This is a genomic window from Caballeronia arationis (assembly GCF_001544975.2).
GTDB classification, from domain to species: Bacteria; Pseudomonadota; Gammaproteobacteria; order Burkholderiales; family Burkholderiaceae; genus Caballeronia; species Caballeronia arationis.
Window position 1 is genome coordinate 1 of record NZ_FCOG02000075.1, and the last position, 23108, is coordinate 23108.

Below are 23108 nucleotides of genomic sequence, written 5' to 3' on the forward strand. Positions count from 1 at the left end.
CTTCGTGCGGTCCCGACCCACGAACACGAACAAATTGCCCGAGGCAGGCTTCTGGGCCAGCAGCGGTTCGACCAGATAGGACAGCGTGTCGATCGATTTGCGCATATCGACCGGCTCACGGCAGATGTAGGCCCGAACGTCGGCCGCGATCAGCACCGTGCACCGCCCAACTGCCCGAGCACGAAGCGCACGATGCGCTCGGCATGCGCGCCAGTCAGTTCGATGCGAACACCGGCGAGCGACAAGGTCACGCGATCACGTGACGACGACGTATCTGCCGTCGTCGATGGCTGCGTCACGACCGGCTCTGGCTCACCATCTGCACGGGCAACGACAAACGTCGCATCCGGGGTCACGGCGAGCGGGTTCGTCCGGGCAGTTGTCTCGCCCGCGAGCTTCTTGCGCCACAAGCCGAAGGTGCTGACTGCCAGCCCTTGCTCTCGGCAGAAACGTCGTGCGCCAAGTCCGCTTCGTTTCCACGCCATGACCATCTCCCGCCAGAATGCCTCGCCTTGCCGAGAACGTCGCGCTGCCCTCGGTCCCGCAGTCTCTTCGGTTGGGTCGACCATCGAAATGCTCCGCAGTCACGATGGCAAGACGTTCGCACCACGCGCGCTTGTATTCAAGACGGGATGCGCTGACGCATACTTTGATTCTCCCCTGTCCGTTGGGAAACTGGAGGAGACGTTCGAGCGTCCGCATTCCAACCGGGCCGAAAGTCAGCAACTGGCCGAACCCAGTCCGACAAAGAACGTCCGGCGAGGTCGGCCATTGATCCGCCGCGTCGGGCAGCAGTCGACCCACTTCTGCGCTTCGAGAAGACGTGATCTCAACGGCAGCTTTCCCGGAACAACAGGCATTTGGCCTGTAGCGGTTGCCGATACCTTGACGGCCAGGAACGGGGCAACCACAGCGAACGTGCTACTCGGCATGTTCAACGCTTACATGTTGCTGCGTTCGTGGTATTTCATGTTGGGGGTCGTGCCGATTATTCAGATGGACAGCCCGCCATCGCCGAGAACCCCGACACCAACGAGATCCGCGTGCAGGTGGGTGATGTTACTGACAGCCAAGGCGCTTCACGGCTCGCCCATACTTGCCTGCGCCTGCGTCACGCCCGCCAGCGGATCGCGGGCCGGGCAGCGCTTCAAATTCATCGTCCACCCTTGCCGCCAACTCGTTGCTCATTCACTTTCGTAAATCCGAGAGTTAAACGCGAGCCCGCGATTGTTTACAACCCCTTATCCGTCAACATCCCTCAATTTTGCCTCGCCCCCCGACACCCGACAGAGCGCACTTCTGTGTAACGAGATGCATTCAAAGATCTCCGATGCGGAATGGCAAATCCGACTTTGATGTACCGTTGACGAGGTCGACGTACAAGAGGTATCGATCGCGGACGACGGTCTGTTGTCCAAGCAGACTGGCCGGCAGCGGTGCGCGCAACTCATTGGGTAGCACATCGCCAAGCAAGGCGCTATAAAGGGCCGCGGCTTTGGGGTCTCTCTTGCGGTTTGCTAGTTCAAGGCGGCCGCCCGGCGTCGAGTAATCATAGAACTCAAATTCCATCGTGCCGTCCATTGCTATGTTGGTGGTCGCCTGTGTCCAGTTGGAATAGACGCCAAGCTTGGCATCGGACGTTCGCAGCCCGATGATGTGACCAGGCGAGTCGTTGAAATTGTAAATTCGCGGCACGACTTCGTCCGACGTGTAGACGACATAGGGACGCCCCGCCGCGTTCGCCGATTTGAGCATCGGCAAGAGGTCATGGCGGCGGCCGTACAGTTGCGCAAGATCGCCGCTTAACCAGCCCCGATCCCCCTTGCAACCAAGGCTGACCAGCATCCCCAGGATATCGACCGATGAGGTGAGCCCTGTCCGTACGATGTCGATGTCATCAGTGAATTTTCCTGTGGGATCAAATACGATCAGAGGGACATTATAAATTTCTTCGTAGCACGAACCTGCCTTGCCGGAAACGAAGCCATGCGCGCTCGCATACTCACCGTGATCCGACGTGAAGACGATGATGGTGTTGGCGGCGACAGCACGAGGTAACGAGTCCAGAACGCTGCCGACGTAACCGTCAAGCGTGGTCATGACCTGCGTATATGAGTCGAGGCTACGCTTCCAGTAAGTGAACGGCGCTTTTGCAAGCCCATCCGGAGGGTTGAGAGGCGGATCAGCAGGATTAGTCTGATACTGGCTGATACTGAAGTCCTTGACCCGCGGATCGTCCGAAACACCGCCCCATACCGTCTCCTGAAACAGTCGTGCAAAAGTTTGCGTCGACGGCTTCGACCTCGCGATCCGATCGGATGACTCCCAGTTGCGCGGAATGGCCGGATAGGCCAACGCGGGAGGATCTTTCAGCGGGTTTGCGTTCCAGTCGTAGGATGGAGGGCCTGCGGTAAAGTTGATGAATTGCGCGAGCCCGGTCGGGTTGTAATGACGGGAAGCGAACAGATCGGTGAAGGTTTGAAACTCGGTTCCTGCGGGAAAAAACTCTTTGTCGTGTGGATTGATGAACCCCACTGTGAGGCACCACGGCCGTTCCGCTGGGCGACGCGCGCCTAGCCATGTGGCCGCTTGGGAAGCGATGTCACGATCGCTGAGATAGCCCTGGGCCTCGTCGCCGATAGTGCCTTGAAGGTTGCTGCCCGTCGGATCCGGGTAAGTAAGTCCTTCGAACCCGTATGCCGAGAGACGGCCTGCGACGTTGGGCGGCACCGACAGGTGCCACTTTCCAATGTAGGGGGTTCGATAGCCAGCGTTGCGAAGCAGCTTTCCGTAGGTCGGGTACTCGCGTCCGAGTACCGGCTGTATCGACACCTGAGTGTCGGGTGAATCAAGTATCGTGGTGAGAAGCCAAGTCTGTTGCGAGTATAAACCTGTCATAAGCGTCCCGCGTGCCGGCGAGCATGCGACAGACGCCGTGTAATGCCCCGCGAACTTCACTCCGCCTGCCCATAGGGAATAAGTTCGCGGCATATATCTTTGCAGAAATTCGCCCGCGCTATCTATTCCATTCGGAAATACCCGCGGATAACGCAACTCGTCAACCAGAATGAACAAGATGTTTGGCGGTCGGCCGTCGTGTGGGTGACGATCACCCTTCTCCGCAGCCTCGCTTTCTCCGGGGAGTAGCCCAGTTGCGGCGAGCGACGCGCCGATGCCGGCATTCTTCAGAAAGTCTCTGCGATCCATGGCTGCACCTCACGGTCCTCCGCGAGCGCGTTGCCTCGCGTGTTCTGGTGGTCGTTTCAAGCGAAACAATAAACAGAGCGTAGTGACTGATGAATCTTCAGAAGCAAGCACCTGACTGGAAGGTCAATCTGCCGCCTCGCTACTTGATGCATCGCGAGAAAGCGCAGCGCGCCAAGGCGTGTTGTGGGAGGAATTATGCTTACCCAAGCTATTACATTTTTTTGCTCAAAGCAAAATTGTTACAACTCGGGGGATCCAGCGCTGTTTTGAGAAAGCAGCGCATTGCGACACTTGGACAAAGTGGAAGCACGATACGCCGACGACAGCTGTGTTATCCGTTCAACGTCGCGAATTGAATGGCTGCTTCCCGGGTAGAGTCGACGCCTGAATGTCCGAGCGACGGTGCGGGCGAATGGCGGTTCGTGGCCGCACTCTGCCTGTCGCGGCCGACGACAGGCGTCCCCGCTTCTGCCGATTGTGCGAGATCCACGACTGGCGTTTCTCTGCGCGATGGGACAGTGCTGCGAATCGGCTGCTTTGCGCTGCATCAAAGCGGCTTGAAAGCAAGCATCTGCCAAGCCCAATGGGGGCATACGGTGACAGCCCTTGGCGTCAGGCAACCGGGTTGCGCCACACGCTGGCTAGCCACGGCTGCCGCTCACGCGGCAAGCCGGCGGGCCGGTAATAGTGCTCAATTTCGACGAATCCCGCGCCCGCCATATATCGGCGCCATGCTTCGAGATCATGGAAGACACCGTAGCGGCCGTGGCTCCAGCCTTCCTGATTCGTGCCGCGAGGGTTGGAGCTGAACAGCACGCCGCCGAGCTTCAGTGTCGCGTGCAATTGCCGCAACACGCGCGGCAACGCCTGACTCGGGACATGGAACAGCGCGGCGTTGGCGAAAATGCCGTCAAAGTGCGCGGCCGGCAAATCGAGATGCAGGAAATCCTGCTGCCAGACGTCGCAGCCAGTCGCGTCACGTGCCATTGCAACGAAGCGCTCGGCGCCATCCAGGCCGACCGCGCAATGGCCGAGTGCAGTGAACGCCTTGAGATCTCGCCCCGGCCCGCAGCCGAAATCCAGGATCGTAAGAGGGGGCTCGACTTTGATATGGTGCAGCAGCGCCGCGATGTTCTGCGTGACGTCGTGGTCGTACGTGCCGTCGCGGAAATCTTCCGCGTGCGCGTCGTAGTGCTGCAACGTGACGGCACTGATTTCATCCAAGTCGCGGGGGTCGAGTTCCATGCAGGAAGTATATCTCGGGGCATTTCCCGCATGACTACGTCGTACCTCCGGTGTCATCGGTCGTGTCGGTTGCGTGCCGAACAAGATGAACAACGCGATTCCGTGCGCGCAATTGATTCCTCTTGGGTTTCCGAGGAACGCGCACGGTATCAGGCGGGCTGGAAATGGGCCGTACCTTGGCCATCGTTGTGCGATCGATCCGTGCGTGCCACGAGCGGCAGTACGCGACCGAGATGGAATGGACACCGCCCTCCCTTCGGGGACGGAGGCCTGACAGGAATACAGAGGCCGTCCAGAACCAATCGGCATCAATATGCCAGAGTGGAGTTTCGACACGTCCACTTGAGGAACGGAGGGCCCAAATGAATGCTACGACATACGGACTGGATGCTGCAAAGCAGATCGTCCAGATGTACTGGGTCGACGCGCAAACCGGCGAGATTGCCAATCGACGCTTCCGGCGCGATGAGCTGATTACGTTTCTTGCACGGCGGCCGGCGGGCCGTGTGGCGCTCGAAGCTTGCGGCAGCGCGCACTGGTGGGCCCGCAAGATCAAGGCGCTTGGGCACGAAGTAGTGCTATTGCATGCGAAGTTCATTCGACCGTTTGTCCAGACAAACAAGACCGACGCGGCGGATGCGCGGGCAATCTGGACGGCAGTGCATCAGCCGAGAATGCGAACTGTAGCGGCAAAGACGGAAGACCAGCAGGCGATGCTTGGCCTTCACCGGATGCGTTCGCTGCTGATCAAGTTCCGCACCATCCAGGTGAACCAGCTACGTGGCCTCCTCTACGAGTTTGGTGTGCCATTCCGGGTCGGACGCGTAGCTGGGCTGGTTGAGATCCGCGCACGCATGGCAGAACTCGAGGACGCCTTGCCGGCCACCATGATGAGCAGTCTGCAGGACCAGTTGAGGCGGGTCGACGGGATCGAGCAGGACATCGATCGGCTGGAGAAGCAGATAAGCGGCTGGCACAAGCAGGAAGCGGCGTGCCGGGCAATCGCGGAGGTGCCCGGTATCGGCAGGCTCACCGCGACTGCGCTGATCGCTACGATCGGGGATGCAAAAACGTTCAAATCCGGCCGTGAGTTTGCCTCGTTTCTCGGGCTGGTTCCACGGCAAAGCGGCACCGGAGGCAAGATCCGGCTGGGATCCATCTCCCGGCGAGGTGATCCATACCTGCGCACGCTGTTGATCCATGGCGCGCACTCCGTGATGTACACGCGAAACTGCCAACTGCGTGGCAAAAGGCGATCCAGGAACGACGACCAGGCAATGTCGCAGCGGTGGCCCTCGCCAACAAGATGGCGCGCACGGCCCGGGCCATCCTGGCTCACAGCAGCAAGTACGAGAAGGACCACATGAGTGTAAGACCCGCTTAGCATGCAGGCAGTGAAAGTGACGCAGGACTACCGATAGGTTGCTGAGGTTGATTGACACGTGATGGCGAAACAGGTCGGACCGCTAGAACGGAAACCTGAACACAGCCTTGCACTAAATGTGCGTGACCGAGATGAGGACGTTCCTGGCGAATTCCATCAGGGCCCGCAGGCTTCGGCTTGCACTACAGGCCGGATATAAGACTGCAGCCAGTACCTCGTTTTAACATCACATCAAGATCAATCTGGCAAACCGGGCGGTGTCCATATAAGGCTGTGTGAAAACGTGTTGATCGCCTGTAGTTAGTCACCACGTTTTCAGATGGTGGCCCATGAGGCGATTCATCGAAAGCGCCGCGCGAGATCAAGTCGCGTTGCTACCCGAGTGTCTCAACGATTACGTAGATGCAGAGAACCCGGTACGGGTGGTTGACGTGTTCGTCGATGACCTTGACCTGGCGGGCCTTGGCTTCGCGCGAGCTTGGCCCTCCTTGATTGGTCGACCGGCATATCATCCATCGACCCTGCTCAAGCTTTACATCTATGGGTACTTGAATCGGATTCAATCGAGTCGCCGCCTCGAGCGCGAGGCACGACGGAATCTCGAATTGATCTGGCTGACAGGCCACTTGACTCCTGACTTCAAGACTATCGCTGACTTCCGAGAGGATAACGGCGCTGCAATCCGTAAAGTGTGCCGCGAATTTGTATTGCTTTGCCGGCGGCTAAAGCTATTCTCCGATGCTGTGGTTGCCATCGACGGCAGCAAATTCAAAGCGGTCAACAATCGAGACAAAAACTTCACTGAGCGCAAACTCCAGGCTCGCATGGAGCAACTCGAGCAAGGCATCAACCGCTACATGGATGAACTGGACCGGGCTGATCGAGAGCCAGCGAGCCTGCCGGATGAACGAATCCCTCACCTGAAAGAGAAGATCGAGAAGCTCAAAGCGCAAGTGCAAAAGCTCGGTGAGATCGAGACACGGATGCGCGCCGCTCCCGATGGCCAGATCTCACTGACGGACCCGGACGCGCGCTCAATGACAACCAGCGGGCGTGGCACGTGAATGGTCGGCTACAACGTGCAAACCGCTGTAGATCTCAAGAATCACATGATCGTTGCTCATGATGTCGTCAATGTTGGTCACGATCGTTCGCAACTGGCCACGATGGCGGAAATGGCGCGAGATGCTATCGGTCAAAAGAAACTGACGGCGCTTACCGATCGCGGGTACTACAGGAGCGATGAAATTCTGCGCTGCGAGCAAGAGGGCATTAAGACGTTCGTGCCCAAGCCGCTGACATCGAACAGCAAGGCAGACGGTCGCTTTGACAAGCGGGACTTCGTCTACATTGAGTCGGAAGATGAGTATCGCTGTCCAGCAGGAGAGCGGGCCATTTGGCGCTTCACGACGATTGAGGCTGGACTTAAGATTCACAAGTATTGGCCTTCAGCGTGTCCAAGTTGCAAACTAAAGCCGCAGTGCACTCCGAGTCCATATCGAAGGGTAACGCGGTGGGAACACGAGAAGGTACTTGAGGATTTGCAGCGTCGACTCGATCAGAATCCAGACGCCGCGAGATTGCGAAGACAGACAGTTGAGCACCCGTTCGGAACGCTCAAGTTCTGGATGGGCTCCGCACACTTCCTGATGAAAACGCTTCCGCGTGTGCGAACCGAGATGAGCCTTCACGTATTGGCCTACAACCTGAAGCGAGCAACGAGCATTCCAGGCACGCAGGCATTGCTCGAGGCGATGAGGACGTGAAAGCGCGCAGCGTGCAGCGATAACTGAAAGAGGGGCGAAATTGCTCCTGTCGATCGCAGTTAACCGATAGCTCGCCGATTGATCGCGTTTGCCGGTAACTCGCCGATATGCTGCGACTGTTTTTACACAACCTCGACCCACTGCAGCCGTTCGACCCAACGTTCGCGACGGTCCGCTGCGAAAACATTAAGCCGACGTTCGCAAGCCCTCTGCCATGTATCGCCGGCTTTCGTGCATAAGCATGGTCGCTGCTGTCCAGCCCGACCCAGTTACAGGCGTCGACGGCGATCCTGACCATTGCCGACGAAGGCATCGAATACTGGAATTCGCGCAATATTCAACCTGTCGATTTCTTCGGTGACAGTCCGCGCATTTCGCTGATCGCGGTATTACCGTATTCCCGCAGCGGCGGCGGTGCATGACTATTCGGATCACGCGTTGATCGGCAAATTAATCGATCGCAACCGATAGCTGCCTCTGATCACGCAGCCGCGAACATCCGCGGAATCCGCTGCAGCTCTCAGGCAACACGTATGCACCCGTCAATGCGCGGGCCATCGGTAACGTAACGCTGCATCACGTCGATCGCGGCTTCCATCTTCAACAAGATTTCGTGTTCCATTTGTCGCTCCAAGAAAATAGGAGCGCCCCCTTTCGGGGTACGCTCCCGAAGGGGTTAAGATTCTAATCAAGATATCGGCGGTTGCCTGCTGCGCCTCTTCGAGGCTCTCATGCACCGCGGCGAACATGTCGGCCTGCCGCGTCGCGCGATCGAGCCGTGGAAGCGTCTTCGCATAGCGACTGAGACTGGTACCATCGAAGCTATTTGCGCCCGCTGCTGCGCAGATCCGGAGGCGCCGCGCCGAGTTCACGCGGCCAACATGCAGATAGCAATGACGCCGGCGGGCGAGCGAACCCCAGACATGCGCGGTTTGCTCCTTCCATTCCGTCGAGCCGCCGATGAAGATGCCGACGGCGGGAGACAATAGGCTTGCGACGTCGTCGACTTGCATGCCGTTTTGGACCGCGATCAGCATTCGGCACGGCATGCCACGCAAGCGTTCGAGCCATTTCAACGAAAAGTCCAGGGAAGCCATCCCGCCCATGACGATGTCAGGGAGCACGAGCCAGTCAGCGCGTTCCCCACGCCGGTCAACCGCGACGGCGAAGGCTCTTTGGTCGAATGCCTCGCCGCGCTGGTAAGCCCTCCATGCGCCGTTGTCGAGCGCGTATGGAATGCCCTCTGTCCGAAGCTCGCCTTTTGCAGAGACAAGCAAACGCCAGTCTGCCCCTTTCAGGGCGCCCAGATTTCGGCGCGTTCCTGTGCGACTCGCGTAGCCGACGATCGGAGGCCGATAAACGGTGATACGTTCTTCGAGTTCCGGGTCATCGTCAGCCGACCCGCCGACACCGTAATACACGGGTTAGGCCATGTAACTCGCGATGTAGCTGAGTTTCTCGCCGCTCGCATACTGCTCAAGCCAGGACGGAATCATCGCGGCCCTCCCTTCGGCGGCTGAACTCTGCCGCCGATGACAACGAACGCATCGGTATCGACGTTCCGGATCCACGGTCGTACCTCGTTTTCACGAGTCGGGGAGCCGGCGATGTAGTTCACTGCCGCTTCGAGATCCGTGAAACGCTCGGGCACAGCGCCGAGCTTCGCTGCTTCAAAAGTAGACATAGATGCTCCACAAACAAACGCGCGGAGCGGCCCCTGCGGGCCGCATACCCGCAGGGATTAAGAGAACGATCTGAAGAGAATCACTCGACTTCAGCCACATGCTTCCACCACCGTTCGCCCGAAGGCAGCCGTCTGATGAAAGCCAGTGACCTCGCTTCCTGCGACGAAAGCTCGATCGAAGTCCCCTTCAAGATCGCCATCTGGAGGTAGACAACATGGGCTAGCGCCCCTGCCCCGTGTTCCTCGGAGATGCCGGTGAGCGTCTCCACGCCATCGAGCAGTTCTGCGTGGAACTGCTTGGCATTAGCTGCAAGCTGAAGCGTGCCGTTCGCATCAGCGATTGCGGTGAGCACCGCATCCGCTTGCGCCTGCGGGTCATCCGGCGCAACGAGCGCCGACTCCAGCCAACCTTTGGCGGCCAGGTCGTTGAGAACGTCATCAGCAAAGTCCGAGCATGAATAAGCCATTAAAAGTGCCCCTGAAAAGTGAGATGTAGTCGGAAGTGGCTGCGCTTCAGATGCGGCGCACTCGACCGTTGTCAGAAACCGCACGACCGACCTCACGGGGAGTCCGTGGCGGCTGTATCAGTTGCGGGTCCGCGGGCGAGACACGTGGCGGGGGCGACTGTGCGACGTTGTTGCTGTGCACACAAGACGAAGTGCCGGCTGCCGCAAGCAGCAGCATGAGAAGGTGTGGGGCAACTCCCCACAAGGGTTGAAGAAAATCAAGCTGCAAGCGCCTGAACGTCGATTACAGCGTCGGCCTCTGCAACAAGCTCGGGTGTCTGCGAGATGAAGAACTCTCGCTGATACGGTACCCGTGCTTTACACCGCGATGTGGTCAGCCCACTTCGTTAGCCCATAGGCCTTGCCAGTACACCGAGTTTTACCGGCGTGCGCACAAGTAAGCGCGATTGCGGCCGCCCCGTCAGTTGACGGCCGCACAATGACTGCTACTAACACGTTTTAAAAGCGTCATCTTGGTCACTGATCGACAATGAAGCCGTCATAGTGCGGGCGCATCGAGATGGGCTTGGACAGAGGCGGACGAATCCGTTGTGCATCCGGCAGCAGCGCGATTCCGAGACCGGGACCTGTCGGAATATCGACGAAGCCGTTCTTCGGCAAAGGAACGTTGTCCACGATGTCGCTGCCCAGATGCTTGCCCGTCGACTCGAAGACACCTGCTTCGAAGCCCGTCGAGTATTCCTGAATCGCGAAGTTCGGAATCGCTGCCGCAATTTGCAAACACGCCGCGAGACCGATCGGAGAAAGCGGGTTGTGCGGCACGACCTGCACATGATGCGCCTCCGCCATCGCAGCGACTTTCTTCGCGCCGGTAATGCCGCCGCAAACGGCCACGTCCACTCGAGCATATTCCACCGCATTGCGGGAAAGGAGCGCCTGGAACTCATAGATCGTACAGAAGCGTTCGCCCGTGGCGATCGGCACGCGAATCTTCTCGGCGACGCGCGCCATCGCGTCGGGTCCCTCCGGGCGGATCGGATCCTCGACGAACATCGGCGTCGCGCTCTCGATGCCGTTCGTGAATGTGATCGCTTCAGCCGGCGTGAGGCGCCGGTGCAGTTCGACCAGCAGATCGACTTTCTCGCCCACGACCTCACGCATCCGGTGCACGTTCTGGATCGCGTCGCGCATTTTCTTGATGTGCGTCTTGAAGTAGACCTGGTCGTTGCCTTCGTCGAGAAACGGGTTGATGTGCCCGAATGCGGTGAAGCCGGACTCCATCTTGCGCTGGCATTCCTCCAGCACCTTTTCGATGGTGCTCTCGTAAATGTGGCCATAGATCCTGGCCTTGTTACGCGCCGGGCCGCCCAGCAGTTCATGAATGGGAACATTGAGCGCCCGGCCCTTGATGTCCCAGAGCGCGATGTCGATTGCCGAGATCGCGGCGTTGATCGCGAGTCCCTGGAAATAGCTGAAACGGTGCATCACGTTCCAGTGATGTTCGATATCGAAGGCGCGCTTGCCGACCAGGTACTCCGCAAAACGCCGGATCGCGGTGCCCGCGGCTTCAATGTGTCCCCAGATGCCGGCTTCGCCGTAGCCGACTATTCCGGCATCGGTCTCGATGCGAACGAACATGAACTGGCCGACATGCATCGGCTCGACTTTGACGATCTTCATTGACCCTGCTCCTTGACTGATGGTTGATATGCCTTCTCAGGCGTTCGGTGGTTCGGTAGTTCGGTATCGCGTTACTTGGCGCGCGCTTCCATGCGCTCGGCCATCGCAGAAGTCGTGGACTCGGCTTGCTCGTCGAGGCTCCGGCCGCGCGTCTCAGGCCCGAGGAACACCGACACCGCGGTAATGACGCCTAGCGCGACCACGTACCACGCAACCAGATGCGGCGATCCGCCCCCTGCGGCAAGAAGCGCAACGGCGATCATCGGTGCGATGCCGCCGGAGATCGGCGAGGTGACTTCGCGGGCCAGCGAGAAGCCCGTGTAGCGCACGCGCGAGGGGAACATTTCGGCAAGCCAGGGGCTCTGCGCGGAAGTCATCATCGTCTTCGCGACCGATGAGACGAGAAAAAGACCCGTGTAGATCCAGACCAGTTGGCCCGATTGCAGCATCGTGAAGAAGGGAAAGATGGCAAGCCCCGAGATCAGTGCGCCGCCGATGTACACCGGCTTGCGGCCGACCTGATCCGATACCCAGCCAAAGAGCGGCACGGTGACGAACTGCAATGCGGTGCTGAACATCAGCGCCGTGACGATGAGATCCCGGGACATATGCAGTTGCTGCGTGACGTACACGATCACGAACGACTCATAGATGTAGGCGAGCGAGTTGTCGCCGAGCCGCGCGCCCCATGCGCACAGCATCGGGCGCAGTGACGTACTGAACACTTCTCTGATTGGCGCCTTGACCACCGCGTTTTGCTTGCGGATCTTTTCGAAGACCGGAGTCTCCTTAAGCGTGCTGCGCAAGACCAGGCCGAGCATCACGACGACAGCGGAAAGAAGGAACGGTATGCGCCAGCCCCAGTCTTCGAAGGCCGCCTTCGAAAGGCTCGAAGACAGATGGAAAGTGGCAAGCGACATCAGCAGCCCGAGCGCTACGCCGGTGTAAGGCAGCGCACCATAAAGCCAGCGCCGTTTCGTCGGTGCGTACTCGATCACCATCAGAACCGCTCCGGCGTATTCCGCTCCCGAGCCAAGGCCCTGCAGCGCACGTAGCACGCACAACAGCACTGGCGCCCACACGCCAATCTGCGCATAGGTCGGCAAGACACCCATCAGCGTGGTCGAGCCGCCCATCAGGAGAAGCGTGATAATGAGGACCGCCTTGCGCCCGATGCGATCGCCCAGGCGCCCGAAGATCACGCTGCCAGCGGGCCGCACGATGAAGCCGATCGCAAAGCTCGCATAGGCGAGCAGCGTGCCCGTCAGATGGTCATAGGACGGGAAGAACAGCTTGTTGAAGAGCGTCGCCGCCGCAGTGGCGTAGAGATAGTAGTCGTACCACTCGACGGCGGTTCCAACGATCGCGCTCAGGATGGTATTGCGAATGGCGCGCCGGACTTCCGGCGACTGGCGGGATACGCTTTCCAAGAATCACTCCTTCTACAGGGCGCAGCGACTTGCCACCGTGGGCAAGCAGCACGCCGTCTCCAGGGGCCGGAAGCGTGAGCCTCGCGGGCGATGGCGCATGCGAGGCTGCGCCGTTCGGTTGATCGATTGCGTGATCCGAGTCCCGTCCGTCCGGCGAAAAGTGCCGTACCAGTGCTCTGGAAACGTTTCCTGGAAACGTTTCCAGACAATAAATGCAGTAGACTGGATAGTCAAGAATGAAGGGGTAAACCATGAGCAAAGACTCCGCTGAGGGAGCACCCACACGCACTGGCATCAAGGCCGTGGCCGCCCTTGCCGGCGTGGGCATCGCGTCGGTGTCGCGCGTGCTGTCGGGGCAGCCCGGCTCGAGTCCTCAATTGACGCAGCGCGTGCTGGAGGCCGCCCGCCAACTGGGCTATGCGCCCAATGCCCTCGCGCAAGGCCTGCGTCGGCGGGCGACGCGGTCGATCGGTTTCGTCGGATCGGACATCACGAATCCGCTGATCGCGTCGATCGTCAGTGGAGCGGAAGGCGTGTTGAGCCTCGCGGGCTTTTCGGTCTTGCTCACCAATTCGGGTGGCGTGGCGAGCGTCGATGCCGAGCGTATCGAAGTGCTCCTGCAGCGTCAGGTCGACGGACTGATTGTGCTGCCCGCCCTGGAGGACGATCCCGCAACGCTTGCCGCCTTGCGCAATACGAAGGCACCCGTGGTGTTGATCGATCGCACGCTTCCGGGCGATATCGTCGCCCATTACGTCCTCTCCGATCACTATCGCGGCGTCGGCGACGCCGCACGTCACTTGCTCGCGTCGGGACACAGGCGGATCGGTCTGGTCGTCGGTCGTGATGTGCGTCCGACTCGCGAGCGTATCCGCGCAGTCGAGGACGCATTCGACGGCTCTGGTGTGGCGCGCGATCTGCTCGTCCATCGAGGGATGCTTTCGGCGGAACACGGCGAAGCCGCGCTCGAAGAGATGCTCGCCGGGGACGCGCCGCCGAGCGCAGTGATTCTTGGGGGAAATCAGTTGCTCGAGGGCGCACTGCGTGTGATTCACCGGCGGGGATTGAGGCTCGGCAGCGACTTGTCGCTCGTCTGTTGCGACGACGTTCCCCTCAGCCGCTTTCACCAACCGCCGATCGCGACCGTCATGCGGGACCCGGCGCTTCTCGGCAAGCGTGCGGCCGAACTGCTGCTCGGGCAACTCGAGGCGCCGTGTGCCATCGAACCCGTATGCCTGCCCACCTGGTTCGAGCCGCGGGCGAGCTGCGGGCCGTGTTCGAAGAAGATTAAGACGAAGGCCGCAGCGAAGGTTGCCGGTACACGTCGTCGGCTTGCGGCAGGTTCGACCAACGTCGTGCAAGGATGATCAGGGTGACGCCCCCGCACGCGTTTTGCCTCACACGCGGGAAAGTGCCGCCGAAAAAAAGGGAATTCAGCGCTCGACATCCTTGATCTCGTCAATCGCCGGGCCGATGTAATGCGCTCTGGGGCGCAAAAGAGAACCGCTCAAGAACTGTTCGATGGCGTGCGCCATCCAGCCCACACTTCGGCCAATCGCAAATAGCGAATAAGCTGCCCCGTCGGGCAGTTTGCAGTAGTCGGCCAGACAAGCGAGTGCCACATCGATCGCTGGCTTCAGCCCCGTCAGACTCTCGACGTGCGCAATCAGCGTGCGTGACTGTTCGGAGGGCTCGAAGGCCTGAAGGAGCGCCTGCGCCCGCGGGTCGCCTTGCGGATAGAGCGGGTGCCCAAACCCCGGCAGCGGCGCGCCGCTCGACATCCAGCGTTGCACCGCGGTCTCGATGCCGGACTGCTTCACGTCATCGAAAAGGGCTCGCACTCGCACATTGGCGTTGCCGTGCAAGACTCCGGACAGCGTCGCGAGACCCGAAAGCATGCAGGCGCCGAGCGACGCACCCGTCGACGCCGTCACGCGTGCGGCAAACGCCGAACTGGTCAACTCCTGATCGGCAAGCATCACCAACGCCCGACGCAGCAGGTCCGCATGCCCCTCCGCGTTCCAGGCACGCGCGATTCTCAAGTGGAGTGGTTCCGCTCCCGCAGGCAAATCGATCAAGCCGCTCGCGAGTCGGCCGATCAGCGCCGCCGCCTCCTGGCACATGTCGGCTACCGGGAGCCCTTGCGCGGACTTCCCTTCGGCCGCAGCGTGCCCGATCGCGGCATAGGCGCGTGCCTGGGAAGCATCGATGCCATGAACGGCAGGGAAAGATGGAAACTGTGGCAGCGTCGCCGAGTCCAGCAGGAGTTGGGCGACCGCTTCCAGTGTTGCATGGTCGGAGAGCTGGATGGCGTCAGCGCCACGGAAATACAGCCGTCCCCGAACGACCGTGGAGATCCGCGTGCTGACGATAGGTTCGCCCCACGCCATCGTGCTTGCGGCAATGGACTTGCGCGCGCGTCCCAGCTTGCGTTTGCTGAGGAGCGCCGCGATGTCCGCTTCCCTGTAGAGCTTGCGATTCGAATGAGCCGGGTCCCCGCGAACTTCGATTTGTCCGCGGCTGACATAGGCATACAGCGTCTGCTGGCGCACCCCCAAGGCCTCACAGGCTTCTTCCTGGGTCATCCAGTTCTTCACGTTGATTATCTCAATCAAGATTGACCACGATGGATGGGGTGGGTCTAATGCGTCACATAAACCACCCTCAAAAGAACTACGCGAACTGTCCCGACGCCAGCAGCGCCGCTTGCTACATGGTGTCGCGGCTCCGTTTTTTGCGACCGTTCAGGGACATCAAAGGAGACATCGATGGCGTCAGAACGTACCAGTCAGTATATAGCGACCGCTGCGGACCGAACGACCCGTACGCGATATACGATCCTCGCAATGATTCTGCTTCTGGCTACGGTGGCGTACGCCGATCGCGCCATTCTCTCCATCGCGGGCCCGGGCATTTCGAAGGAATTCGGCCTGAGTCCCGTACAGTTGGGCTATGTACTGTCGGCTTTCAGCTGGGCCTACGTCGTGGGTCAGATACCTGGCGGGTTGCTGCTCGATCGTCTCGGCACCAAGATGATCTATGGTTCGACGCTCGTTCTGTGGTCCGTCTCGACGATGCTGGTCGGCTTCATCGGCAAATTCACGTCGGACGTTTCTGTGGCCCTTGGCCTGCTCTTTGCGCTGCGCTTCGCGCTCGGCCTGATCGAAGCACCGAGCTTCCCGGCCAACAGCCGCGTCGCCGTCATGTGGTTCCCGAAACAGGAGCGCGGTCTTGCAACGTCGCTGTTTGCATCGGCATCGTATTTTGCAGTGGCGATCTTCTCTCCGTTCGCCGGCTGGCTCGTGGCGAAATTCGGCTGGCCCGCACCGTTCTTCGCATTGGGCGCGATCGGCATCGCCGCGGCAGGCGCGTGGGCCGTCTTGATGCATGAGCCGCGTAACCATCCTCGCGTGTCGAAGGGCGAGCTCGACCACATCATCGCGGGCGGCGCGATGGTCGACATCGACTCCAAGCGGGAGTTGGCCGCACGTCCGAGGTTGTCGACGGGTATGGCGCGGATGTTGCTCGGCAACCGGATGCTGTGGTGCGCGTATATCGGTCAGTACTGCACCATCGCGTTGAGCTACTTCTTCATCACCTGGTTTCCGATCTACCTCGTCCAGGCACGCGGCATGAACGTCATGCAGGCAGGCTTCGCGACGATGATCCCGGCCATTTCGGGCTTCCTCGGCGGCATCGCTGGCGGCGCCATTTCGGACTGGCTGATTCGTCGCGGATGGAGCGTTTCATGGGCCCGCAAGACGCCGTACATTGTCGGGATGTCGGTGGGCTGCAGCCTCGTCCTGGCGGCGTTTGCCGAAAGCAACACGGTGGTCGTGCTGCTGATGACACTCGCTTTCTTCGGCAAGGGTGCGGCAGCGGGCGCAGGCACCTGGGCCATCGTCAGCGATACGGCGCCGCGCGAAGCAGTCGGTCTCGCGGGTGCGATCTTTAATTGCGTGGGCAACATCGGCGGCATCGTGACCCCGATCGTCTTCGGATACATCGTTCAGGCGACGGGCGCCTACACGGTCGGACTGTACTTCGTTGCTGCGCACTGCCTGGTCGCTGCCGTCATCTATCTGTTCTTCATGGGAAAGATCGAACGCGTGAAGATGAGCGCGTGAGCCGTCTCGCCACTAATCGATTCCAACTTGTGCACTCAACCGACATGATTAAACCGATCATCCTGAATGCGGCCGAATTGCCTGAGCGCACGAACGTGGAGCTCAAAGAAATTTTCACGGTCCTGGATCTGCCGAAGAATCCCACAGCCGCAACTGCGCTTCTCGAAGAACGCGGGCATGAGATTCGCGGCATCGCGCTGCGCAAGACAAAAATCGACGCAGCATTTCTCGATGCCGTTCCTGCCCTCGAGATCATTTCCAGCTACAGCGCCGGTCTCGACAACGTGGATGTCGAGGCCGCAAAGGCGCGAAATATCAGGATCGAGACAACGTCTCATATCCTCGCCGAGGACGTGGCGAATGCGGCCCTTGGACTTGCGCTCGCGGTCACCCGTGACTTCGTGAATGCAGATGCCTTCGTTCGCGCCAGGCGCTGGCCGGAAGAGAAGCACTACCGCCTTGGCCGCTCCATCTCGCGCATGAAGATCGGCATGGTAGGACTAGGCGCGATTGGCTCGGCGATCGCCAGGCGATTGCAGGCGCTCGGATCAGCCATTGCTTATTTCGGTCCGACGCGCAAGCAGATCGACCTCCCTTATTACGACGACGTGGTCCGGCTGGCGCGAGACAGCGACATGTTGATTCTGACCTGCCCTCTTTCGCCTGCAACCCATCATCTGGTGGATGCCACCGTCATCGATGCGCTCGGTCCTCGCGGGTACATCGTGAACATTTCCCGTGGTTCCGTAATAGACGAGACCGCACTGATCGCTGCCCTTGCGGCAAACAAAATTGCGGGCGCCGCCCTGGATGTTTTCGAACATGAGCCAGTAGTTCCGGAAGCACTTATCCAAGATCGTCGGCTGGTGCTGACGCCGCATATTGGCTCGGCGACCGAGGAAACGCGCCTGCGCATGGCCGATAACGTCGTTGACACACTCGCGAGTCACTTTGGTCTTGCAGGTCCGCGCGACGAGATGGACTGCAGGAAGACGGCTGACGATGTGGTGTGGAGCACTAGCTGACTTCGAGGGGCTTATCTCCGGGCCTTGCGCTCCACAGAAGATAAAAGCTACGCGGCCAGCGCGAAATAGCCGGAAAGAAGCGCTGTAGCACATCAGTTTTGCCAAGCGGATACGCGCATTGCTTGACGAACGTCGATAGACGACCCCGCAGGCGTAACCGTTGGTTCCGCGTCGAGCCAGTTGGTCCGACATACGTTTTTGGCTTTGCAAGCCTGCTCCTTATCGAGCGTTCCACTTAGCAACGCAGAAATCGATCTTTGGAGAAGTAACAGCCATTGCTACCATCGCCGCTCGATTTTCCTTGCGCGCGAACAATGACAACTCACAAATCGCAGTTCCTCCCCGCCCGGCTTGCACTGACGGGCGCGGCCGTCGCAACGCTCATCGCCATCGCGTCGTGCGGCTCGTCCGACGACAGCGGCGCGAACGTCAAACCACCCGTCGTCGCCGCGCAGAAGCGGTCGAACATCCTCTACATCATGGCCGACGACCTCGGCTACTCCGACATCCACGCGTTCGGCGGCGAGATCGATACGCCGAACCTCGACGCGCTCGTACAGTCCGGCCGCATCCTCACGAATCACCACACGGGCACTGTCTGCGCGATCACGCGCGCGATGCTGATCTCGGGCACGGATCACCACCTCGTCGGCGAAGGCACGATGGGCGTGCCGACCGACGAGCGCCGCGGCCTGCCCGGCTATGAGGGCTATCTGAACGATCGCGCACTCTCGGTCGCGCAACTACTGAAGGACGGCGGGTACCACACCTACATGGCGGGCAAGTGGCATATCGGTTCGGGCATTGTCGGCAGCACGACGGGCGGGGGCCAGACGCCCGACCAATGGGGCTTCGAGCACAGCTACGCGCTGCTCGGCGGCGCCGCGACCAATCACTTTGCGCACGAGCCGGCGGGGTCGAAAAACTACACCGAAGACGGCCAGTACGTACAGCCCGGCCAGCCAGGACAGCCCGGCGGCGCGGGCGGCAGCCCGTCCGTGTTCTATTCGACCGACTTCTATACGCAGAAGCTGATCGCGTACATCGATTCGAACAAGGGCGACGGCAAACCGTTCTTCGCCTACGCCGCGTACACGTCGCCGCACTGGCCGCTGCAGGTGCCCGAGCCGTACCTGCACAAGTACACGGGCAAATACGACGCGGGATACGACGCGATCCGCAATGCGCGGATCGCGCGGCAAAAGGCGCTCGGCATCATCCCGGCTGACTTCACGCCATACCAGGGCGCGCCGGAAGCGCTCACGGCATCGCCCGCCACGGCAAACAACGGCACGGCGAACGCGAAGTACGTGAGCGCCGTGCACAGCGCGCAGCAGGGCTACACCGACTACGGCGCGGGCACCGTCAACAAAACCTGGGCGAGCCTCTCACCCGCCGAGCGCCGTGCTCAGGCGCGCTACATGGAGATCTACGCGGGCATGGTCGAGAACCTCGATCACAACATCGGCCTCTTGATCCAGCACCTGAAGGACATCGGCGAATACGACAACACGTTCATCATGTTCCAATCGGACAACGGCGCGGAAGGCTGGCCGATCGACTCGGGCGCCGATCCCACCGCGACCGACACCGCCAACGCCGCCGATACCGTCTATGCCACTCTCGGCACCGACAACGGCAAGCAGAACGCGCAGCGTCTGCAATACGGCCTGCGATGGGCCGAAGTCAGCGCGACGCCGTTCCGCCTGACGAAGGGCTACTCGGGCGAAGGCGGCGTATCGACCCCGCTCATCGTCCACTTGCCGGGTCAGACGACGCAAAGCCCGACGCTGCGCGCGTTCACGCACGTCACCGATAGCACGGCAACGTTCCTCGCGGTCGCGCAGATCGCGCCGCCGAGCCAGCCCGCGCCGGCGCTCGTGAGCACGCTCACGGGCGTGGACCAGAACAAGGGCAAGGTCGTGTACAACAATCGCTATGTGTATCCGGTGACGGGGCAGTCGCTGCTGCCGCTGTTGCAGGATCAGGCGACAGGCGAAGTGCACACGGCCGCGTTCGGCGACGAAGCCTACGGGCGCGGTTATCTGCGTAGCGCCGACGGCCGCTGGAAGGCTCTGTGGACAGAACCGCCGACGGGTCCCGTCGACGGGCGCTGGCAACTGTTCGACATGAGTTCGGATCGCGGCGAGACGACCGACGTGTCGACGGCCAATCCCTCGGTCATCGACTCGCTCGTGCAGCAGTGGAACAGCTACATGGGCACGGTCGGCGGAGTCGAGCCTCTGCGTCCGCGCGGCTACTACTGAGCGCGCGGCGATGCTTCGGCCCTTGTTGATCGGCGCCACCGCCGTGACCGCGCTCTTTGCCGCCGGCTTCTCGGCGGCCGTGGCAACGCGCGGCGAACCCTCCGCGTTCGATAGCGTCAACCGCGATCGCCCGCTCGTGGCGCTCGGTTCGGAGCGCCAGTGCGAACGCTACGCGGGCTTGCCCGCGCACTGGCGCGACGATCCGAAAGCCGGCATGGTGCGCCTGCGCGGCGGCGAGTTTGTGATGGGCAGCCGCTCGGGCTACGCGGACGAACGGCCGGCGGGCGACGGCCGCACGCGCGTCGGCGGCTTCTGGATCGACCAGACCGATGTAACGAACGCCCAGTTCGCCGTGTTCGTGCGCGCCACAGGGTATGTCAGCGAGGCGCATCGGCAAGGCGGCGCAGTCGTCTTCCATGTGCCGACTCCCGAGGAAATGAACGCCCGCGATCTCGCGTGGTGGACGTGGGTCAAAGGCGCGTCGTGGGACCATCCGTCGGGGCCGGGCAGCAACATCGAAGGTCGCGGCAACCTGCCCGTCACGATGATCACGCAAAACGATGCCCTCGCCTACGCGCGCTGGCTCGGACGCGACCTGCCGACCGAAGCGGAATGGGAATATGCGGGCAAGGCAGGCCACGATGGCGCGGACCTCGATGCCGCGCCGCGCGACGCGTCCGGCAAGCCGACCGCGAACTACTGGCAAGGCGCGTTCCCCGTGCTCGATTCGCATGAGGACGGCCATGCGGGACTTGCGCCGGTCGGCTGCTACGCGGCGAACGACTTCCGTCTCTACGACATGATCGGCAACGCCTGGGAATGGACGAAGGACCCGTACACCGGCCCGCATCAATCGCATTCGAACGGCGACACGGCCGCGGTCGCGCCGCCCGCGCGCCGCCACGACACGCCGATGGTCATCAAGGGCGGCTCGTTCCTCTGCTCGCGCGACTATTGCGTGCGATACCGCGCATCATCGCGCGAACAGCAGGAAGCGGATCTGCCGGCCTCGCACATCGGCTTTCGGACAGTGCTGAGGGACGGCGCATGAAGCGCCTGTCGTTCTTCCCGGCGTTGGTTCTTTTCGCGGCTTCGGCGGCTCGTGCGGCCCTCAGCGTCGGCGTGACGCCGGGTCCGCATGCCGAAATCGTCGAAGAAGTTCGGCGCGTGGCGGCATCGCGCGGACTCGCAGTCGACGTGGTCGCATTCGCCGATTGCGCGAGCGCCGACGCCGCACTCGCGAAGGGACGCATCGATGCCGACAGTTGCGAGGACGGCCCCGCGTTCGATTCGCGGCGCGCTCAACATGGCTACCCGCTCGCGCGCGCCGCTTCGACGATCACATTTCCGATGGCGCTCTATTCGCGCAAGCTGAAAGCACTGTCTGAACTGAAGACCGGCGCGGTCGTCGCAATTCCGGCGGACCCTGGCGGTGCCGCGCGTGCACTGATCCTCTTGCAGAATTTCACTCTGCTGAGCTTTCGCGACGAAGCGGGCCTGCATGCCACGCCCGCCGACATCACGAGCAACCGCATGCGCCTGAAGATCCGGCAAGCGCCGCGCGCGAAGCTCGCCGACACCCTGAACGACGCGTCGATCGTCGTCATGGATAGCGACGACGCCGCGCGCGCCGGCCTCGCACCTGCGCGCGACGGCATCGGCATGGAGGACGCGCGTTCGCCCTTCGCGAGTGTGCTCGCAGTGCGCGCCGCCGACCGCGCGCAGCCCTGGGTCGGACGCCTGATCGCTGCGTATCAGTCGGACGACGTCGCGCGCTTCATTCTCGTGCGCTATCAGGATTCGGTGCGCCGGCCATGGTGAATGCGTTCTCCTTCGCGTGCTCCGCCTGCGGCAAATGCTGCAACAGCCCGCCCGCGATGTCGCTGCGCGAGCTTTTCCGGCATCGCGATCTGTTCGTCGGTTGCATCGCGATCGGTCGTATATCGCGGGTGCAAGCGGACGACGCGCTCGCCGCCGCCCTCTTCTTTCCGGCCGGCGACCGGTCAGGCGACTTCCTGTCGATCACGGCGCAAGGGTACGACTATCCATCTGCGGGCCGCTGTCCCGCGCTCGACAGCGCGGGCTTGTGCAGCATTCACGCGAACGGCAAGCCCGACATGTGCGATGCCGTGCCACTCGATCCTCTCGTGCCCGATTCGCTCCAGCATCGCGTGCTCGCGACTCGCGCGCGCGGCGCTGGCTATATCGGGGCGGATTGCATCGTTCCGGGAACGCATGCGGATGCGGCGCTGCTCGTCGCCGAAGGAAGAATCGTCGATGCGTCCGCGCGCGCGGCCGTCGAACGACGGCGCACCGCGATCGCCACCGAGCGGGAATTGTGGGGGCGGGCGGTCTTCGATTCGCTGCGCGCCAGTTCGACACAAGGCAAAGAAGCTCTTGCACGCATTCCGCCTGGCGGCTATGCGACGATCTCAATCGTGCCGGCCTTACTTGCGGTCGCGGGTCTTTCTGCCGCTTGTCGCGAACTATGCGTCGCCTATATCGCGAGCCAGATGGCGCTGATCGAGCGCAACGTCGCGCAGGCGATCGCGCGGCGGCATCTGAACGACCGTCCGGTGACACAGGAACTGCGTGGTTTCCTGGCGAGCCACGTTCGGGCGAGAGAGGTCTTGCTCGAGTCACCGGCAGCGCCTCCTGTATTGTCAGATCGGCTGCGGCCGATTGCAGATGACTACTTCTCGGGCCCATAGCGAGACCTGTTGACACGCTGCCACCTTCTTCATGGTTGGATAACGCGCGTTGTTGGGTCAATGTCGCGCCTAAGCCCCCCGGATCAAAAATTCCGCGTCGCTCGTCCGGCACGTG

General features: G+C 61.3%; 18 protein-coding genes and 2 pseudogenes. 10 read left to right on the forward strand and 10 right to left on the reverse strand.

Annotated features, from left to right (window positions below):
- The 3 genes from tnpB to AWB81_RS29225 form a co-directional block, all read right to left on the reverse strand.
- A partial coding sequence (tnpB, locus tag AWB81_RS48860; RefSeq protein ID WP_374730522.1) for an IS66 family insertion sequence element accessory protein TnpB occupies window positions 1-105 on the reverse strand: 105 nt, incomplete at its 3' end.
- 44 nt (window positions 106-149) lie between these two features.
- Window positions 150-485, reverse strand: coding sequence for an IS66 family insertion sequence element accessory protein TnpA (gene tnpA / locus AWB81_RS46500; protein ID WP_200822572.1), 336 nt, complete (start codon window positions 483-485; stop codon window positions 150-152).
- Between the two features lie 832 nt (window positions 486-1317).
- Window positions 1318-3207, reverse strand: coding sequence for a sulfatase-like hydrolase/transferase (locus AWB81_RS29225; protein ID WP_062640125.1), 1890 nt, complete (start codon window positions 3205-3207; stop codon window positions 1318-1320).
- 89 nt (window positions 3208-3296) lie between these two features.
- Between AWB81_RS29225 and AWB81_RS47110 the strand changes: the two genes are divergently transcribed.
- On the forward strand, window positions 3297-3563 hold the full coding sequence (locus AWB81_RS47110; protein WP_235025958.1) for a hypothetical protein: 267 nt from the start codon (window positions 3297-3299) through the stop codon (window positions 3561-3563).
- Between the two features lie 256 nt (window positions 3564-3819).
- On the opposite strand, the gene AWB81_RS29230 is transcribed toward AWB81_RS47110, so the two are convergent.
- A complete protein-coding gene (locus tag AWB81_RS29230) occupies window positions 3820-4452 on the reverse strand; it encodes a class I SAM-dependent methyltransferase (protein ID WP_062640127.1) in 633 nt (210 codons plus the stop codon).
- Between the two features lie 362 nt (window positions 4453-4814).
- Between AWB81_RS29230 and AWB81_RS29235 the strand changes: the two are divergent.
- Window positions 4815-5836, forward strand: a pseudogene (locus AWB81_RS29235) (IS110 family RNA-guided transposase).
- A 329-nt stretch (window positions 5837-6165) separates the two neighbouring features.
- Window positions 6166-7602, forward strand: a pseudogene (locus AWB81_RS29240) (IS1182 family transposase).
- 542 nt (window positions 7603-8144) lie between these two features.
- Here the strand turns inward: AWB81_RS29240 and AWB81_RS29245 are convergent.
- From AWB81_RS29245 to AWB81_RS29265, 5 genes are all read right to left on the reverse strand, one after another.
- A complete protein-coding gene (locus tag AWB81_RS29245; RefSeq protein WP_235025959.1) occupies window positions 8145-9023 on the reverse strand; it encodes a hypothetical protein in 879 nt (292 codons plus the stop codon).
- Window positions 9024-9094: 71 nt separating this feature from the next.
- Window positions 9095-9286: a hypothetical protein gene (locus tag AWB81_RS29250; RefSeq protein ID WP_062640128.1), complete on the reverse strand. Its 192-nt coding sequence runs from the start codon at window positions 9284-9286 to the stop codon at window positions 9095-9097.
- Between the two features lie 80 nt (window positions 9287-9366).
- A complete protein-coding gene (locus AWB81_RS29255; RefSeq protein ID WP_144444206.1) occupies window positions 9367-9849 on the reverse strand; it encodes a hypothetical protein in 483 nt (160 codons plus the stop codon).
- A gap of 420 nt (window positions 9850-10269) precedes the next feature.
- A complete protein-coding gene (locus AWB81_RS29260) occupies window positions 10270-11433 on the reverse strand; it encodes a mandelate racemase/muconate lactonizing enzyme family protein (protein WP_062640132.1) in 1164 nt (387 codons plus the stop codon).
- A 71-nt stretch (window positions 11434-11504) separates the two neighbouring features.
- Complete coding sequence (locus AWB81_RS29265) at window positions 11505-12863, reverse strand: MFS transporter (protein ID WP_062640133.1); 1359 nt, start codon at window positions 12861-12863, stop codon at window positions 11505-11507.
- 251 nt (window positions 12864-13114) lie between these two features.
- Here AWB81_RS29265 and AWB81_RS29270 point away from each other — a divergent pair, with 251 nt between their 5' ends.
- Entirely contained in the window at window positions 13115-14230 is a 1116-nt protein-coding gene (locus AWB81_RS29270) for a LacI family DNA-binding transcriptional regulator (protein WP_087135264.1), read from the forward strand.
- 66 nt (window positions 14231-14296) lie between these two features.
- Here AWB81_RS29270 and AWB81_RS29275 read toward each other — a convergent pair whose 3' ends face one another.
- Entirely contained in the window at window positions 14297-15478 is a 1182-nt protein-coding gene (locus tag AWB81_RS29275) for a citrate synthase family protein (protein ID WP_235025960.1), read from the reverse strand.
- A 153-nt stretch (window positions 15479-15631) separates the two neighbouring features.
- On the opposite strand from AWB81_RS29275, the gene AWB81_RS29280 reads away from it, so the two are divergent.
- The 6 genes from AWB81_RS29280 to AWB81_RS29305 all read left to right on the forward strand — a co-directional run bounded on the left by AWB81_RS29280 (window position 15632) and on the right by AWB81_RS29305 (window position 22993).
- A complete protein-coding gene (locus AWB81_RS29280; protein ID WP_062640136.1) occupies window positions 15632-16990 on the forward strand; it encodes an MFS transporter in 1359 nt (452 codons plus the stop codon).
- 44 nt (window positions 16991-17034) lie between these two features.
- Complete coding sequence (locus AWB81_RS29285) at window positions 17035-18015, forward strand: 2-hydroxyacid dehydrogenase (protein WP_062640138.1); 981 nt, start codon at window positions 17035-17037, stop codon at window positions 18013-18015.
- Between the two features lie 314 nt (window positions 18016-18329).
- Entirely contained in the window at window positions 18330-20282 is a 1953-nt protein-coding gene (locus AWB81_RS29290) for an arylsulfatase (RefSeq protein ID WP_062640140.1), read from the forward strand.
- 10 nt (window positions 20283-20292) lie between these two features.
- Window positions 20293-21333: a formylglycine-generating enzyme family protein gene (locus AWB81_RS29295; RefSeq protein WP_062640142.1), complete on the forward strand. Its 1041-nt coding sequence runs from the start codon at window positions 20293-20295 to the stop codon at window positions 21331-21333.
- A complete protein-coding gene (locus tag AWB81_RS29300; protein ID WP_062640143.1) occupies window positions 21330-22103 on the forward strand; it encodes a MetQ/NlpA family lipoprotein in 774 nt (257 codons plus the stop codon). The genes AWB81_RS29295 and AWB81_RS29300 overlap by 4 nt, the downstream gene beginning before the upstream one ends.
- Window positions 22097-22993, forward strand: a complete 897-nt coding sequence (locus AWB81_RS29305; protein ID WP_062640145.1) for a zinc/iron-chelating domain-containing protein — start codon at window positions 22097-22099, stop codon at window positions 22991-22993. Before AWB81_RS29300 ends, AWB81_RS29305 begins: the two co-directional genes overlap by 7 nt.
- Window positions 22994-23108: the final 115 nt, after the last annotated feature.